The sequence below is a fragment of the Streptomyces sp. NPDC002054 genome (genome assembly GCF_040296685.1).
In the GTDB taxonomy this organism is placed as follows: domain Bacteria; phylum Actinomycetota; class Actinomycetes; order Streptomycetales; family Streptomycetaceae; genus Streptomyces.
In genome coordinates this window covers 57,404-72,894 of record NZ_JBEOXT010000010.1, presented here as the reverse complement: position 1 = coordinate 72,894, position 15,491 = coordinate 57,404, and the positions used below count along the sequence as shown (strand labels likewise).

The following is a 15,491-nucleotide window of genomic DNA, read 5'->3' as shown; positions in this document are numbered from 1 at the left end:
TCTGCGTCCTCATTCCTGGCTTGTGTGGCTTGTGTGGCTCATGTGCATCAGGCGTGCGGCGGTACCGCCCATCACGGCGCGGTACTCCTCGGGGCTCAGCGGATCGGCGCCGGGCGGCCACAGGGCGCTGTCGCGTGCCAGGGCGGCCATGCGGGCCACGGAGTCGGTCATGGCGGCGAAGGGGTGGTCGGTGCCCCACAGCACGCGGTCGAGCACGCCCCGCGCGCGGGCGTGGGCCAGAGCCTCGGCGACCCGTTCGGGCGGCCGGTAGGAGCCGAAGATCGACAGGTCGGCGTACAGGCGGGGGTGGCGGGCCAGCAGTTCCACGCAGGGTCCGGTCCACGGCGTGCCCAGATGGGCCAGGATCAGCGTCAGATCCGGGAAGTCCCGGGCCACCGGCTCCAGCAGCAGCGGGGAGAAGTAGCGGCCGTCGGCGTTCTTCGCCGGGGTGTAGCCGGTGTGGACCAGCACGGGGATGCCGAGCTCGGCCGCCGTCTCGTAGACCTCGTACCAACGGCGGTCGGCGGGTGACATCCGCAGGTAGCAGGGGGCGGTCTTCAGGCCGCGCAGTCCCAGTCCGGTGACGGCGCGGCGCAGCGCGGCGGCGGCGCCGGGGGTGCCCGCGTCCACGGAGGCGAAGCCGGTGAAGCGGCCCGGGTGGCGGGCGCACAGGTCGGCCACGAACTCGTTCGGCACCGAGAACCCCTCGACGCGCCGTACGTCGAAGGCGAGCAGGAAGGCGTGGTCCACGCCGGCCGCGTCCATCTCGGCGAGCAGCGCGGCCTCGGGCGCGGACAGCGCCTCGGGGGGCCGGCCGGTGGTGGCCGTCATCTGCTCGGCGAAGGCGGCCGTGTAGTGCCGGTACAGCTCCCCGGCGTGGACATGGGAGTCGATGATCATGCGGCGATGCCCTCCGGGTCGTGCGGAGCCGCGGGGGTACGCGCCTGCGCGGCGATCCGCCATCGCACCAGGTGCACCCCCTTCGCCTCCAGGGTCAGCGGCTCGGCCGTGCCGGCCCGGTGCAGCACCGTCCGTACCGGCAGGGGGGCGTGGTTGACCACCACCCCGCAGCGTTCCCGCCCGCGCCCCAGCACGGTGGTCTCCACCCAGGGGTCGTCGGCGCTCAGCGCGGGCCGGATGCCGTGCGCCTCGGCGATCGCGGCGTACAGCCGGTGCCAGGGCGCCTCCTGGAGGCGGTACGGGGCGCCGAGCCGCTCCTCCAGCGGCGCGTTCAGGTAGTACGCGGTCCCCCGGCCCCGCCGGTGCCGGGTCAGCGCGGGCGCGCCGCCCGGGTACGCGGCCAGGATCTCGGCGCCGGCCGCGTCGATCACCGGGACGGGTCCGGGTGGCCATTCGACCGGGAGGTCGACGCCGGCCCAGCTGAGCCGGTCCTGGTCGGCGCTGCGCCGGGTGAAGTCCTTGACCCGGATGCCGAACAGGTGCTCGTCGCCGGCGCCGCCCAGCAGGTCGCCGGTGGTGTACAGCAGGACACCGCCGGCCTCGACGTACCGTTCGAGGCGCTGCCGGTCGGCGAGCGACAGCTGCCGTACCGAGGGGCAGACCACCAGCGCGTGCCGTCCCGGTTCGGGGCCGGTGCGGCCCAGGAACTCGTGGGGCAGATGTGCCTGCTGGAGCAGCAGATCGGCCACGAACGCGGCGGTCTCCCCGGCCCCGGATGCGGCCTCGGGGCCGGCCAGATAGCCGGCCTCGGCGCCGCCCGTCCGCTCGGGCAGGAAGATCCCGACCTCGGCGGGCAGCGGCCGGAAGCCCGCGAGTTCGCCGGTGGTCACCCGGCGGGCGAAGGCCCGGTACTCGGCCATGGCGGGCTTCTGGCGGCCGGCCGCGTCCAGCAGTCCGACGAAGCGTTCGCCGGGCCGCAGTGCGTACGGCTTGCGCTCGGTGGTGAAGTCCTGCCAGCACCAGACGGCGGTGCCGACCGCCCCGGCGGCGAAGGCGCTGTGCGCGGCGGCGCGGAGATAGCCGGCGGCGGTGGCCTCGTCACAGCCGTAGCTGCCCATTTCGTCCACGTACACCGGGGCGTGGGCCCGTCCGCGGCGGACGAGGTAGGGCAGGTAGGAGGTGGCCTTGGGGGCGGAGACGGACTCGATCTCGAAGGGGGTCCACACCGGGAAGCCGTGCAGGCCGACCAGGTCGAGCGGCTCGGCGTGCTCGGGCCGGAAGGCATGCCTCCCGAACACGGCGGAGCCCTCGTTGGCCTGGAGCACCAGCGTGCCCGGATCCGCCGCGCGCACGGCGCCGGCGAGCAGCGCCCACCAGGCGCGGGCCCCCGCCGCGTCCACGGTCGCGGAGGCGGCCGGGTCGACGTGGATGACCTCGTCGCCGAGGTCGTACGCGAAGATGTTGGGCTCCGTGCGCAGCGAGGTGGCGATGTGATGCACGAAGGCGCGCTGCCGCTCGGCCATGTCCGCGTCGTGCCACAGGTCGCGGCCTCGCCGCCAGGGCGGGTCGAAGAGCTGCCCGTTCATCCAGATGGTCAGCAGCGAGGGCAGGCAGAGCAGGCCGTGCCGGTGCGCGAGGCGGGCCAGTTCGCGCAGCCGCTCGGTCATCACCGGGTCGTACCGGCCCTCCTCGGGCTCGAAGTCGGCCCAGAAGACAAAGAACCGCACGGTGTTGAAGCCGAGGGCGGCCATGGCGCGGAAGTCGGCGTCGAGCGCCCGCGGGTCCCATTCCCGCCAGTAGTCGCAACCGGTGTGGGAGGGATGGTAGTTGCAGCCCACGCTGAAGAAGGGCCGTCCGTCGCGGTGCGGGACCCCGTCCACGAGCCGGACCCGCCCCGGGGCGGCGCCGTTCACCGGGTCGGCTGCCATGCGGCGGTCACCGCCTCGGCGACCTGTTCGACCTCCGCCGGGCCGATCCCGGTGTGCAGCGGCAGCGACAGCTGCCGGCGGGTGACGCTCTCCGTGATCGGCAGACTGCCGGGGCCCAGTCCCAGGCGGGTCCGGTAGGCCGTGAACAGGTGGGTGGGCGGGTAGTGCACGCCGCTTTGGATCCCGGCGGCGCGCAGCCGTTCCTGGAGCCGCTCGCGGTCCATCCCTTCGGGCAGCACCACCGGGAGCAGGTGGTGGGCGCTGTCCTCGACCCGGTGGCCGGCGAACGGCAGGGTGAGGCCGGGCAGGCCGGCCAGCGCACGCCTGTAGGCCCGTACCGCCTCCTGGCGCCGCTGTGCCGCGGCCGGCAGCGCGTCCAGCTGGACCCGGCCGATGGCGCAGGCGATCTCGGTGGGGCGGTAGTTCAGCCCGAGGGCGTCGACGTCGTACAGGGAGGAGCCCCCGCGGTGGCGGTCCTGGGCGCCGACGGTCAGCGCGTGCGAGCGCAGTCGTCGGATCCGCTCGCGCACGGCGGGGTCACGGGCCACGACGGCGCCGCCCTCGCCCATGGCGAGGTTCTTGGTGGCGAAGAAGCTGTAGCAGCCGATGTCGCCGACCGTGCCCAGCACGCCGTGCGGAGTGGGGGTCACGGGGGCGTGGGCACTGTCCTCGACGAGGGCGAGCCCGTGGCGCCGGGCCAGGGCGGCCAGAGCGGGCAGCTCGGCCGCGTACCCGCCGTAGTGCACGACGACCAGCGCCCGGGTGCGCGGGGTGATCCGGGCGGCCACGTCGGCCGGGTCCACACACAGGTCGTGCTCCCCGCGGACCTCGGCGAAGACGGGGGTGGCACCGCACAGGGAGACCACGGCGGCCGTGGAGACGAAGTTGAGCGAGGGCAGGATCACCTCGTCGCCCGGGCCGAGCCCCAGAGCGAGGACGGCCAGGTGCAGGGCGGCGGTCCCGTTGCTGACGGCGACGGCGTCGTCCACGCCGAGGGCGGCGGCGAAGCGCGCCTCGAAGTCCCGGGTGACGGGCCCGGCGGACAGCCATCCCGAGCGCATGACCTCGGTCACGGCGGTGGTCTCGGCCTCGGTGAGCTCCGGCCGGTACAGGGCGATCTTCCAGTCGGTCATCCGCCCACCACCTCCTCCGCGCTGCCGGTACGGGCGTACCGCGCGCCGGGCAGCCCTTCGCGGCCCGGGCCGTGGGTGCGGCCGAGGTAGCGGGCGCGGTCGGCGCGGAACGCCGCGGTGGCCTCGGCCAGTTGCTCGGGGGTGCCGATGTCGTGCCAGGCGCCGTCGAAGACATGGCCCTCGATGCGCTCGCCCTGGCGGCGCGCGGTCTCCAGGAGGGTGGGCATGTCGTACCGGCCGCGGGGCGGCAGGTAGTCCAGCAGGGCGGGTTCCAGGACGTAGATGCCGCTGCTGACCAGGAATTCCATGCGGGGCTTCTCCCGGAAGTCGGTCACCCGCTCCTCCTCGTCGATGTGCACCACGCCGTGGGCGATGTCGAGGTGCTGTGGCGCGAGCGCGATGGTGGCGGTCGCCTGCGACTTCTTGTGCCGGGACCACAGCCCGGCGAAATCGAGGTCGGTGAGGACGTCCGCGTTCATCACCAGGGTGGAGTCCTCCGGCGGTGGCAGCAGCGCCAGTGGGCCGGCGGTGCCCAGCGGTTCGCGCTCCAGCGAGAAGTCGAGTTCGAGGCCCGACCAGCGGTTGCCGCCGAAGCTGGCCTCGATCATGTGGGCGCGGTAGCCGAGCGAGAGCGTGACGTGGGTGAAGCCCGCGCCGCTCAGCTGTCGCAGGATGAGGTGCAGGATCGGTGTCCCGTCGACCGCCATCAGCGGTTTGGGGATGGTGAGGGTGGCGGGCCGCAGCCGGCGGCCCTCTCCCCCGGCCAGCACGACGGCCCTCATCGCGCCTCCTCGCGCTGCGGGCGGGCGGATCGCGGCGCGCCGAGCCGGAGCTCGGCGGGCAGCGGCTCGGCGGGCCGGGGCCGGGCGGCTACCAGGTCCGTGTAGACCGCGTGCACCCGGTCGGCGACCGCCTCCCAGGTCAGTTCGCGCCTCGCCCGGTCGTGTCCGCGGCCTCCCATCGCCGCCCGCTCCCCCGGGTCGGCCAGCAGACGGCCGACGGCCTCGGCCACGGGCCGGGCGGCCGGGTCCGCGATCAGGCCGTCGACGCCGTGGGTGATGACCTCGGCGCTGCCGGCGAAGGAGGAGCCGATGACCGGTTTGCCGCAGCACCAGGCCTCCACGTAGACCAGCGGGAAGACATCGGCGGTGGAGGGCAGGCAGAACAGGTCGCAGGCTGCCAGCGCGCTGTGTTTGACGTCCTCGTCCACGAGGTCGAGTTCGGTGATCCGCGGATCGGCGTGTGCGGCGAACACCTCGGCGCAGTCGGCGTCCCAGCGGGGGCCGAGGAAGGCGAAGTGCGTCGTGGGATGCCGCTGCCAGACCTGGCGGGCCGCCTCCAGCAGGACGGTGTAGCCCTTGGAGCGCATCTTGCGGCCGAGGAAGAGGACCAGCGGTCCGGTGATGCCGTGGGCACGGCGGAAGCCCTCGGGGTCGGCGGTGCCCGGCAGATGGGGCCCCTGTCCGATGAGGTGCAGCGCGCTGTCGGCGACGCCTTCGGCGCGCAGCATCGCACGCTCGGCACCGGTGAGGATGAAGACGGCGTCCGCCTGCCGGCAGCCGTCGAGTACGGCCTGCGGGTCCGGCCACACCTCGGGCGCGGAGGCAGGGGTGACGGCGAACGGGACGTCCCAGGCCCGGGCGAGGCGCAGCCCGGCCCTGATGTCCTCGGGATGGAAAGCGTCCACCGCATGCACCAGGTCCGCCTGCCGTGCGGCGCCCTCGGCCCCGGCGGCGGGCAGGGGCTCCAGGCCGACCCCGGCAGCTGCCAGGAACCGGGCGGAGTCCTCGTCCACCTCCCCGCTCCAGACGCCCGTGTCGAGTCCGCGCCGGCGCATGGCCGCGGCGAGGTACTGCGTCATCAGTTCGGCCCCGGCGCGCGCCGGGAAGTAGCCGCGGTGCACGTACCGCACCCGCATGCTGCTCACCGCCCCGTTTCGCGGGCCGCGATGTCCTGCGCGTACCACGCGAAGGTGCGTCGCAGCCCCTCGTCCAGGTCCACTCCCGGCCGGTGGCCGGTGAGTTCGCGCAGCCGGGTGAGGTCCGGCAGGCGCCGGGCCGGGGACAGCGGGGGTGCGGGCCGGAGGTCGAGGGCGGGCCGGAGGCCGGCCGTGTCGAAGACCTTCCGGGCGAGGTCCGCGATGAGGATCTCCTCCCGGTCGTTGCCGACGTTGACCAGGAGTGGCTCCTTGGTGGGCAGGGCGGTCAGCGCGACGATGGCGTCCACGGCGTCGTCGACGTGGCAGAAGGCGCGGGTCTGGTCGGCGCCGTAGACCGCGAAGGGGTCGGCCCCGCCGAGCAGGCGCTCGATGAACTGCGGGATGACGTGCTCGTATCCCATGCGGGGGCCGTAGATGTTGTGGAAGCGGACCATGCGCAGCGCGAAGCCGTGAGCCTGGGCGTAGTGGCGGCACAGCTGCTCGCCGGTGATCTTGCTGAAGCCGTACGAGGAGCGGGCCACGCCCGGGTCGGGGACCAGGAGCGGGACGTCCTCGCCGGTGGGGACGGGGGCCACGCCGGCCTCGACGCTGCCGGCGTACGCCTCGCTGGAGGAGGCGAAGCAGAACGTGGCGTCGGGGAGGGTGGTGAACCAGTCGAGGAGGTGGATGGTGGAGAGCAGGTTGGTGCGCAGGACGCGCTGCGGCTGCTCGTTGGAGTGGACGACGCCCACGACGGCGGCCAGGTGGTAGACCTCGGCGAAGTCGCCGGGCAGCAGCCCGGGGGGCAGGGGGGTGGTCAGGTCGTGTTCCACCAGGGTGACCTGGCCGAGCAGGTCGGCCAGTCGCTGGTCGGACCGGCCCCGGCTGAAGTCGTCGAGGAGGGTGACCTCGCAGGTGGGGGCGAGCCGGGCTGCCAGGTGCAGGCCGATGAATCCCGCACCGCCGGTTATCAGGATCTTCTTACGCACTGCCGAGCCTCATTACGTTCGTCGTGGGCGGCAGGACCCGCCAGGTGTCGTACACCAGGGCCGGCGGGCGCATCCGCGCGATCAGGTCGTCCAGGTCTTCGGGGGTCAGTTCGCCGTATCCCGGGTGGTCGTTGAGGAGGAGCGCGGCGTGGGCGCCGGTGAAGCCGTCGGCCAGGGAGGCGGGACGCACCCCGAGGGCCTCGATGCGGGCGGGCGGGACCACGAAGTCGTGTCCGACGATCTCCGCCACCCGGCCGCGCAGGAACTCCAGCAGCGGCTCGTACGGGGCGCCGCGCAGGTCGTCGGTCTCCGGGCGGCCCTTGTACGCGAACCCGGAGACCAGGATCGTGGCCTGGCCGGGGTCCTGGCCCTGCTCCCGCAGTGCGGCCAGGACACGGGCGCCGACCCGGCTCGGCATGGACTCGTTGAGGGTGCGGGCGGCCGTGATCAGGTTGGGGGTGTGGCCGTGCGGAGCGAGCGAGTGGGCGAGCAGGTAGGGGTCTTTGGTGAGGCAACTGCCGCCGACGAAGCCGGGCTTGTTGATGTCGGGCCGGGGATAGTCGAGGTTGGCGGACCGGATGATCTCCATTGCGTCGAGGCCGAGGGTCTCGGTGATCAGCGCGACCTCGTTGCCGAACCCGTAGATGAGGTCGGTGTGGGTGTTGCAGACCAGCTTGACCAGTTCGGCGGCCTCCAGCGAGGAGACCGGGACGACCTGTCCGGTGACCGTGGCGAAGAGTCCGGCGGCCAGTTTGGTGGCTTCGTCGGTCAGCCCGCCGACGATCTGCGGGAGGGAGAGGAGTTCGGCCAGTGCCCGGCCCTGGATGGTGCGTTCGGGGCAGAAGGCCAGCAGCGGCCGGGCGGTGCGGCGCTGGAGGAGGGGCAGCACCAGGCTGCGCGTGGTGCCGACCGGGACCGTACTGCGCACGATGACCAGGGTGTCTTCGTCCGCGGCGGCGGCGACCGACTCGGCGGCCGTCCGGAGGTGGCGCAGGTCGGGGGTGGTGCCGCCGGCTTCGATGGGGGTGCCGACGCAGATGATGGCGACGGGCGGGAGCTTGCCGCCGGCGAGGTCGGTGGTGACCGCGAACGTGCCGTTCTCGGCGCTCTCCTTGAGGAGGTCCTCGACTCCGGGCTCGGCCAGTCGCAGGCGGCCCTGGGCGAGGTCGGCGGCCACCTCGGGGTCGATCTCGTGGCCCAGGACCCGCTTGCCGGTGGACAGCAGCGCGGCGGCGAGCGTGACGCCGACGTACCCGAGTCCGACGACGCACACGTCGAAGTCGGAGGAGTCCGCGCGGTCGGCGCGGTCGGTGGGGTCCGCCGCTTCTTCTTCGTGCGACGTGAGTGATGACATGGGATGTCCTTTCAGCACACGACCCAGTGGGTCTTCTCGGGCCTGCCGCCCAGCTGCCGCTTCTGGTCGTCGAGGCCCTTGACCTCGGATCCGCCCGCGTCGACCTCGCGGATCCCCTGGTTCCACATCTTCTTGAACACGGTCAGCCAGACGTACTGGGGTATCGCGGTGAAGCCGGTGGGGTCCTTGAAGATCCCCGTCAACCGCTCCGGGAAGCGCATCGACATCGTGCAGTAGAGGGAGGCGCGGTGCTCGGCGGTGCGCTCGCCGGCGAAGAACATCACCGGCACCTCCTCCCCGCCCGTGACGGCGAGGCTGCCGAGGTACGCGAAGTAGTCGCGCTCATTGCGTCCGCCGGGCCGCTGGGTGATCAGCGCCCGATAGTCCTCGGGGGTGGATCCGACCACCTCGCCCTGCTCGCGGCGGGCCGCGAAGTAGCCCTCGACGATGCCGCGGGCCTTGGCGGTCTCGGCGGCGCTGTGCCCGTAGGGCAGGACACGGAAGTCGAGGTGGTCGTTGCGGGCGAGGAAGTTCTCGAAACGGCGGTGGGCGAGGCGGTTCTTGCTCTTGTACTTGCGGTTGGTCTCGCCCGGGAGATTCCTGACCCGTAGCCCCCCGCCGGCCTCCGGCTCCAGGATCTCCTCCAGGTGATAGACCCGGTTGGGGTGGGTCTCGTCCTCCTCGGGGGCGACCGGGTGCCAGGGATCCTTGGACACGGGCTCGAATCCGGCGGCGAGGAACAGAGCGTGGTCGCTCGGCGAGAGGTGCCGCACATAGACCGTGGTCCGGGCCAGGCCCGCCTCGCGTACCGCGGCGACGAAGGACGCCACCGCCGCGACCCGGTCGGGTCCCTTGGGCGCCACGATGTGCAAGTGCTTGGCGGGGTGGTCCTCCTTGCTGAAGTAGCCGACGCCGAAGAGGTTCTCCCCGTCGTGGAACACCAGCCCGTTGGGGTGGTGGGTGCTGGTGCCGCGGACGTTGTAGCCGTTCGTGTAGAGCATCAGCCCGAGATGCCCCATCGCGAACGATCCGTCCTTGAACTGGGAGATGGTCTCGAAGGACTCCTCCACGGGCCGGAGCTTGTCCCCGAAGAGGGATTGCAGTCGGGCCTCGAACTCGTCGCGGTCGGTTGCCGGCGGGTGCAATGGACTCACCTCACTCACCTCTGCTTGGAAGAAAGGGTCCGGTGGATGCCGTCCATCACATGCCAGAAGAGCTGCTCCCCCAGCTCGGCGCTGGATCCGGTGGTGGCGGAGAGCACCCCCTGGCTGGACATGCGGTCCACATCGACGGGGTGGCGGTAGACGCCGGCGGCCGGCGGCGTGGGGTGGTCGACCCGCACCGCCCGGACCAGTTCGGGGCGCAGGTACATCATCAGGCTGGTCTCGGTCAGGGCGGCGTGTTCGGCGTGCCAGCCGGGGAACTCCGGCGCGTGCGCGCGCAGCCAGTCCTCCTCCACCAGGCTCCACCAGCTGAAGGCGAGGACCTCGGTGCCGGGGAAGGTTCGGGCCGGGTCGCATCCGTCGATCGCCTCGAACAGCAGCGCCTCGTTCTCGTAGTGGCCGTTGACGACGACCAGCCGGGCCGGTGCCAGCCGGCCGAGGGACCGCAGGGTCTGGGTGAGGTAGTCGATGAAGGTGGCGCCGTCGATGTGCACGGTGCCGGGGAAGTGCGACCCGCCGCCGCTCTGCGGCAGTGAGCGGGCGGAGAGCGGCTGCCCCGGCAGGAGCACCCCGCCGACGTCCGCGGCCAGTTGCCGGGCCAGCGCGTCGGGGATGTCGAAGTCCACCGACAGCGGCAGGTGGGGGCCGTGCTGCTCCAATCCGCCGATGGGCCAGACCAGGGTGGCGCCGTCCAGCGCGGCCGGCACCTCGGGGCTGGCCAGATCGCCGTACGAGCTCACCCGGGTGGCGCGGTGTCGTACGCCCGTCATGCTTCCCCCTTCGGGAGGCTGCGCCCCACCAGGGCGGCCACCGTGCCGCCGTGGCCGCGCAGCCAGTCGTCGAAGCCCTCGCGGATGCCCGCCAGGGAGTCGTGCATGTTGCGGTGCAGTGCGGTGTAGACCTGCACGGCGTCGGCGCCGACGCTCAGGTACTCGGCCACGTCGGGCGCGCTCTGCACCCCGCCGCTGCCCATGAGCGGGACCCGGATCCCGGCCCGGCGCAACTCGTAGATCTCGGCGAGCACCAGCGGTTTGATACCGGGCCCGGAATAGCCGAAGGTCCCGCCGAGCAGTACCCGGCCGGTGCTCGGGTCGACGGCGAGCCCGGCGATGGTGTCGCTGAGGGTGATCGCGTCGGCCCCGGCGGCCACCGCGGCGTCGACGCGCTCGCGCACCCCCTCCCCCGCGGCAAGTTTGACGCTGAAGGGCAGGGTGGTGACGCTGCGCACGGCGCCGGTGTACGCGGCGACGCGCTCGGCGGTGTCGGTGAGGCCGCCGCCCTCGTTCATGCAGGAGATGCCGAGTTCGAGGGCGCGGCAGCCGGTGGTGGCCACCGTGGCGGCCAGCTCGGCGAGTTCGGCCGGCGAGTCGGCATGGAGAGAGGCGATGACGGGCAGGTCGTCGGCGGCGAAGCCGCGCAGCATGGCGCACCACTGGTCGATGCCGCGGCGGGAGTAGGTGGTGCTGTTGATCATGCCGGTGGGCAGGCGGAGCAGGCGTTCGTCGCCCGAGGGGGCGGGGTTGGGGTGGATGGTCTTGGTGACCACGGCACCCGCCCCGGCGGCGAGCAGCCGGCGGATGTTGCGTTCCTGGTCGGTGAGCAGGCCGGAGCCGACGACGACGGGGGAGGTCAGCGCCAGGCCGAGGATCTCGGCAGCCGCCGGGTTGTGCAGGAGGCGGGTCACTCCGACATCACGACCTCCCGGGTGACCTTGTGCAACAGCAGGAGGAGTTCGGCCGGGTCCCGGCGGGTCGCGGCCAGGTCGAGAACGGCGACGTCGGCCACCGCGGGCAGTCCGCGCAGCAGGTGGCTGGCATTGGCGGCCAGGGGCACGGGGGTGACGACGACGATGGGTTTGCCGAGCCCGGAGGCCCAGCCGAGTTCGACGTGGGTGCCGTCGGTGCGCATCAGGTCGCCGTCGGTGTCGACGGGCAGGACCGGGACGAAGACGTCGCAGCGGCGCATCCAGCCCAGGTCCCGGACGCTGACCTGCTCGGGTGTGAACAGCGGGGTGTCCACGCCGAACTTCTCGGCGACGTGCGCGGAGAAGACGGTGCCCTTGGCGGCCGACACCGACTCGATGACGTCGTGGATGGCGTGGCGCAAGGGGGTGTGGAAGCCGCCTTCGTGGAGGGCGTGCTGGATGGGCCCGCCGACGAAAACGTTGACCCCGGACAGGTCGACCAGCCCGGCGCCGCCGACGCCTTGGGAGGTGGTGTCCTTCATGAGCTCTCCTGATCTCCCGCGCGGGGCGCGAGTCCTTCGCGGGGCGCGGGGTGGTGGATTTTGATCTGGGTGTATTCGAGGAGCCCCCAGTGGCCGTACTCGACGCCGATCCCGGAGTGGCGGTGGCCGCCGAACGGCACGTCGTGGCGCAGCTCGCCGTGCGTGTTGGTCCACACGGTTCCGCAGTCCAGCGACCGGGCCAGGGTGTCGGCCCGTTCCGGGTCGCCCCACAGGGAGCAGCCCAGTCCGTAGGGCGAGGCGTTGACGCGGGCGACGACCGTGGCGGGATCGTCGTAGCCGATGACCGGGATGACCGGGCCGAACTGCTCCTCGGCCTCCAGCGCGGTTCCCTCCGGCAGGCCGGTGACGACGGTGGGCAGGTAGAAGTGGCCCGGCCGGGGTGCCGCCCGGCCGCCGGCGACAAGACGCGCCCCGGCCCGTACCGCGTTATCGACCAGAGCGGACACCCGGGTGAGCTGCTCGCGGCTGACGAGCGGGCCGAGTTCGGTGGCGGGGTCCAGGCCGTCGCCGAGGACGGCGGAGCGGGCCAGGGCGCCGAGGGCTTCGGCGTACGCCTGAGAGCGCTCCCGTGGTACGTAGACGCGTTTGACCGCGGCGCAGAACTGGCCGCTGTTGACCATGGCGCGGTCGAACAGCCGCCGTGCCGTGGTCTCGACGTCCGCGTCGGGCAGCACGATCGCGGGGTCATTGCCGCCGAGTTCGAGAACGACCCGTTTGAGGTCGGCCGCGGCCTGCTGGGCGATGGCCCGGCCGGTGGCGATCGAGCCGGTGAAAGAGACCAGCCGGACGGCCGGATGGCCGGTGAGCCGGGAGCCGAGCGAGGCCTCGCCGTTGACCACCCGGAAGGTGCCGTCGGGCAGGACCTTGCCGAGCACCTCGCCCATCAGCAGGCTGGCCAGCGGGGTGACGGGCGAGGGTTTGAGTACGACGGTGTTGCCCGCGAGCAGCGCCGGGGCGATCTTGCAGACGGCCAGCAGGACGGGGTAGTTGGAGGGGGCGATCGCGGCGACCACTCCGTGCGGTACGCGCTCCAGGGTGATCCGGGCGCCTGACTCCCGGGCCAGGGGCTCCGGCTCCAGTTCGAGGGCGGCGGTGTGCGCGAACCAGTCGGCGGAGAGCCGTACTTCGGCCTGGGCGTGCCGTAGCGGCTTGCCCTGCTCCCGGGTGAGCAGTTCGGCGATCCGGTCCGCGGCGGACAGCATGGCCTCGCGGCAGGCGAGCAGGTACCGGCGGCGGTCCGCGGGTGGCAGGGCCGCCCACAGCGGGTGGGCGCGGGACGCCTCGTCCAGTACCTCGTCGAGGCGCTGTTCCGTGGTGGCGGGGGCGTGGGCGAACACCTCGCCGAGGGCGGGATTCTCCACAGGTATCTGCGCGAAGTCCGATAACACGGTTCCGTATCACCCGATCCGTTTTCCGGTCCAGTTGCGGGTACGCGTCGGAAATGACCCGAGAACAGTTTGGCTGCGTCCGGGAATTTCGGGCACCCCTCCTTTGGGGTATGGCCATTCGGCTACACCGGATGCCCGGCCGTCCGCCCCTCGTCGCACTCCACGAATTCCACCAGCAGCCGCTCGACGTCGTAGAGGAAGGCGTGGACCTCGGCCGGTGTGAGCACGGCGGTATCGGCATTGAGCACCAGCCGGAGCCACCCGGGCACTTCGTCGTCGACGACGAGGAAAAAGGTCTCGGCCTCCTCGAACCCGTGGGGCTCAACGACGGTGTCGGCCATGGCCGCGCGCACCACGGGCGCCGGCGCGAGAGCCCCTGCGGCCCGCACCCCGTGGGTCTGGCGGATGTCGTTGAAGCAGCAGGACAGGCTGATACCGGTGCCCCGGTCGCGCTCGGCCGCGCGGAGCAGTTCCGCCGCCCGGTCCGGGTCGAACAGGCCGTTGGCGTAGGCGGTGGTGCAGGCGGCGAAGGCGCCGCGGGCGATCTCCCGCGCGCTCTCGCCGCGCAGGTCGATGGTGGCCACGACCTCCTGGTGGAGGTTGGCGACCGCGGCGCGCAGTTCGGGTACGGAGCGGTTGGCGGCCAGCAGCCGGAAGGCGCAGGCCGGCAGCCCGGCCCGGCGGCCGAGCAGCAGCGCCACGGCGGTCAGGAGGACGGCGGAGGTGCTGACCCGCCACCGCTCGGCCAGCACGGGCAGGGCGAGGGAGGCCGCCCGGGAGTCCATCGCGGCGCTGTAACGGACCGGCGCGGCGGTCGGCGCGGTGGTCGGCGCGGTGGTCGGCGCGGTGGTCGGCGCGGTGGTCGGCGCGGTGGTCGCCGCAGGGAACATGGTGGCCGGCACCGTGGCGAGTTGGCGCTGCCAGTAGGCGTGTGCCCGGGCCAGCAGGGCCTCGCCGCGCGGCGAGCGCTCGTACCGGGCCTGTTCGGCCGGCTGGCGGGCCGGGTCGGCCGGCGGTGCCGGGCGGCCGGTGACGCGGGCGGTCACCAGCCGCGTCAGGTCCGCGGTCAGCCGGCGCATGGACATCAGGTCCGCGGCCAGGTGCGAGACGCAGTACGCGGCGAGCACGGGCGTCCCGTCGGCCACGGCCACCATGACCCGCAGCGGCGGGCCGGCGTCGAGGTCGAAGGGACGCTCGCGCATCCGCGCACGCCAGGCGGCGAGGACGGACTGCGGGTCCTCCGCCGGCCCGGCGGTGCAGATCTCGGCCTCGAAGGTGCCGGAGCGCACGACCCGCTGCACCAGGGTGCCGTCCGCCGCCGTATGGAAGGCGGTGCGCAACGACTCGTGCCGGCGCAGGAGTTCACCGGTGGCGGCGAGCACGTCCCGTACGGTGCAGCGGGCCGGAAGGGCCACCGGGAGGCAGAAATCGTAGAAGGCGGCGTCCGGCAGCTCCTGCCGGATCAGATTCCACATCTGGCGCTGCGCGCAGGTGGCCGGTGCGGTGATGGACCGCCGTCCGCCGAAGGGAATTCGGCGCCGGACAATTTCTGCCACGACAGGCATCCTTTCCGTTCATCGGCTCGGGACCGGAACGGATTCAGTTAGCCATGGATGTGCCGGTCGGTCACCCGCTCTCTGTGGTCATGCCTCTTCGGCTAGGTCAAGGGGGCGCCCATCGGGGGCTCGGTCCGCGGCGCCGGGCGGGCTCTAATACTTGAGGAGGCCCGCCTGGATGGCGGTGACCACGGCGGACGTCCGGTTGGGCGCCCCCAGCTTCAGCAGCAGGCTGGCGACAAGCCGTTTGGCACCATGGCTGGAAATCTGCAGACGCCGGGCGATCTGCTTGTTGCTCAGGCCCTCGGCGAGGAGCAGCAGCACCTCGTTCTCCCGCGCGGTCAGGGCGATGTCGCGCCGGTGCCGGAGCTGGCCCGCCCCGCCGGCGCGCTCCAGCAGGAGGCGGGCGAGCGAGGCGGGCATGGGCACCTCTCCGCGGTCCATGCGCTGGAGGGCGTCCTCGACGACGTCCGCGGTCAGCTCGCCCTGGACCAGAAAACCGTCCGGGGCACAGCGGCCGGAGAGTATTTTCTCGTCGACGTCCGGCCCGCTCAGCAGGAGCAGAATCCTCGGCCGTCGGCCCCCGACGTCGGCGGGCACCTCGCAGTCGAGAATGAAATCGGACTCGTGGACAAATAAAACGTCGACGTCGCTGGTCCGCAGGGTTTCGTCGACCCCGTACCAGCTCTCGCAGTGAAGGACTTCACCGGCGATGTGCATCGTCGATAAAATAGCTCTGAGGCCGAGTCGCAGCATGCCGTCACGGACGAGGGTCGCGACGACGAGTTGCCGCCCCGGGGCGGCTGCGCCACACGCTACCTGGCTCACTTTGCTCCTTAGGGGGACACGCAAGGGGGGCTGATCGGCCCATTTGGACCATTACCCCCACTCTGCACCTGCAACCCATGTGCAACA

The 15,491-nt window shown here is 72.6% G+C and carries 14 protein-coding genes; all 14 read right to left on the bottom strand.

All coding sequences use genetic code 11. The features are described 5' to 3' along the window. Nucleotides 1–9 precede the first annotated feature (9 nt). Nucleotides 10–900 carry an amidohydrolase family protein gene (locus ABT123_RS11690; protein ID WP_351312238.1) on the bottom strand — a complete coding sequence of 297 codons (891 nt, stop codon included), beginning with the start codon at nt 898–900 and terminating at the stop codon, nt 10–12. Further along, nucleotides 897–2,828 carry a beta-galactosidase trimerization domain-containing protein gene (locus ABT123_RS11685; RefSeq protein ID WP_351312236.1) on the bottom strand — a complete coding sequence of 644 codons (1,932 nt, stop codon included), beginning with the start codon at nt 2,826–2,828 and terminating at the stop codon, nt 897–899. Before ABT123_RS11685 ends, ABT123_RS11690 begins: the two co-directional genes overlap by 4 nt. Continuing rightward, a complete protein-coding gene (locus ABT123_RS11680) occupies nt 2,810–3,961 on the bottom strand; it encodes a DegT/DnrJ/EryC1/StrS family aminotransferase (protein WP_351312235.1) in 1,152 nt (383 codons plus the stop codon). The genes ABT123_RS11685 and ABT123_RS11680 overlap by 19 nt, the downstream gene beginning before the upstream one ends. Next, on the bottom strand, nt 3,958–4,743 hold the full coding sequence (locus ABT123_RS11675) for a nucleotidyltransferase family protein (RefSeq protein ID WP_351312233.1): 786 nt from the start codon (nt 4,741–4,743) through the stop codon (nt 3,958–3,960). Before ABT123_RS11675 ends, ABT123_RS11680 begins: the two co-directional genes overlap by 4 nt. Beyond that, the gene (locus ABT123_RS11670) at nt 4,740–5,879 is read right to left on the bottom strand and encodes a glycosyltransferase family 4 protein (RefSeq protein ID WP_351312491.1); all 1,140 of its coding nucleotides are present in this window, start codon (nt 5,877–5,879) and stop codon (nt 4,740–4,742) included. The genes ABT123_RS11675 and ABT123_RS11670 overlap by 4 nt, the downstream gene beginning before the upstream one ends. 5 nt (nt 5,880–5,884) lie before the next feature. Then, nucleotides 5,885–6,868, bottom strand: a complete 984-nt coding sequence (locus tag ABT123_RS11665; RefSeq protein ID WP_351312231.1) for an NAD-dependent epimerase/dehydratase family protein — start codon at nt 6,866–6,868, stop codon at nt 5,885–5,887. Next, the gene (locus tag ABT123_RS11660) at nt 6,861–8,222 is read right to left on the bottom strand and encodes a nucleotide sugar dehydrogenase (protein ID WP_351312229.1); all 1,362 of its coding nucleotides are present in this window, start codon (nt 8,220–8,222) and stop codon (nt 6,861–6,863) included. Before ABT123_RS11660 ends, ABT123_RS11665 begins: the two co-directional genes overlap by 8 nt. An 11-nt stretch (nt 8,223–8,233) precedes the next feature. Next, nucleotides 8,234–9,376, bottom strand: a complete 1,143-nt coding sequence (locus tag ABT123_RS11655) for a hypothetical protein (protein ID WP_351312227.1) — start codon at nt 9,374–9,376, stop codon at nt 8,234–8,236. A 5-nt stretch (nt 9,377–9,381) separates the two neighbouring features. After that, complete coding sequence (locus ABT123_RS11650; protein ID WP_351312225.1) at nt 9,382–10,155, bottom strand: creatininase family protein; 774 nt, start codon at nt 10,153–10,155, stop codon at nt 9,382–9,384. Beyond that, complete coding sequence (locus tag ABT123_RS11645; RefSeq protein WP_351312223.1) at nt 10,152–11,069, bottom strand: beta/alpha barrel domain-containing protein; 918 nt, start codon at nt 11,067–11,069, stop codon at nt 10,152–10,154. Before ABT123_RS11645 ends, ABT123_RS11650 begins: the two co-directional genes overlap by 4 nt. After that, entirely contained in the window at nt 11,066–11,611 is a 546-nt protein-coding gene (locus ABT123_RS11640) for a nucleoside 2-deoxyribosyltransferase (protein ID WP_351312222.1), read from the bottom strand. Before ABT123_RS11640 ends, ABT123_RS11645 begins: the two co-directional genes overlap by 4 nt. Beyond that, on the bottom strand, nt 11,608–12,993 hold the full coding sequence (locus ABT123_RS11635; protein ID WP_351312220.1) for an aldehyde dehydrogenase family protein: 1,386 nt from the start codon (nt 12,991–12,993) through the stop codon (nt 11,608–11,610). Before ABT123_RS11635 ends, ABT123_RS11640 begins: the two co-directional genes overlap by 4 nt. 149 nt (nt 12,994–13,142) lie before the next feature. Beyond that, nucleotides 13,143–14,576 carry a condensation domain-containing protein gene (locus ABT123_RS11630; RefSeq protein WP_351312218.1) on the bottom strand — a complete coding sequence of 478 codons (1,434 nt, stop codon included), beginning with the start codon at nt 14,574–14,576 and terminating at the stop codon, nt 13,143–13,145. Between the two features lie 153 nt (nt 14,577–14,729). Next, nucleotides 14,730–15,404 (bottom strand): helix-turn-helix transcriptional regulator, encoded by a 675-nt coding sequence (locus ABT123_RS11625; protein WP_351312216.1) that lies wholly within the window; start codon nt 15,402–15,404, stop codon nt 14,730–14,732. Between the last annotated feature and the right edge of the window lie 87 nt (nt 15,405–15,491).

Bases quoted from the DNA above. Each gene is read 5' to 3' on its own strand.
- ABT123_RS11685 (WP_351312236.1), bottom strand. From the start codon at position 2,828: ATGGCAGCCGACCCGGTGAACGGCGCCGCCCCGGGGCGGGTCCGGCTC.
- ABT123_RS11640 (WP_351312222.1), bottom strand. From the start codon at position 11,611: ATGAAGGACACCACCTCCCAAGGCGTCGGCGGCGCCGGGCTGGTCGAC.
- ABT123_RS11680 (WP_351312235.1), bottom strand. From the start codon at position 3,961: ATGACCGACTGGAAGATCGCCCTGTACCGGCCGGAGCTCACCGAGGCC.
- ABT123_RS11670 (WP_351312491.1), bottom strand. From the start codon at position 5,879: ATGCGGGTGCGGTACGTGCACCGCGGCTACTTCCCGGCGCGCGCCGGG.
- ABT123_RS11660 (WP_351312229.1), bottom strand. From the start codon at position 8,222: ATGTCATCACTCACGTCGCACGAAGAAGAAGCGGCGGACCCCACCGAC.
- ABT123_RS11650 (WP_351312225.1), bottom strand. From the start codon at position 10,155: ATGACGGGCGTACGACACCGCGCCACCCGGGTGAGCTCGTACGGCGAT.
- ABT123_RS11675 (WP_351312233.1), bottom strand. From the start codon at position 4,743: ATGAGGGCCGTCGTGCTGGCCGGGGGAGAGGGCCGCCGGCTGCGGCCC.
- ABT123_RS11690 (WP_351312238.1), bottom strand. From the start codon at position 900: ATGATCATCGACTCCCATGTCCACGCCGGGGAGCTGTACCGGCACTAC.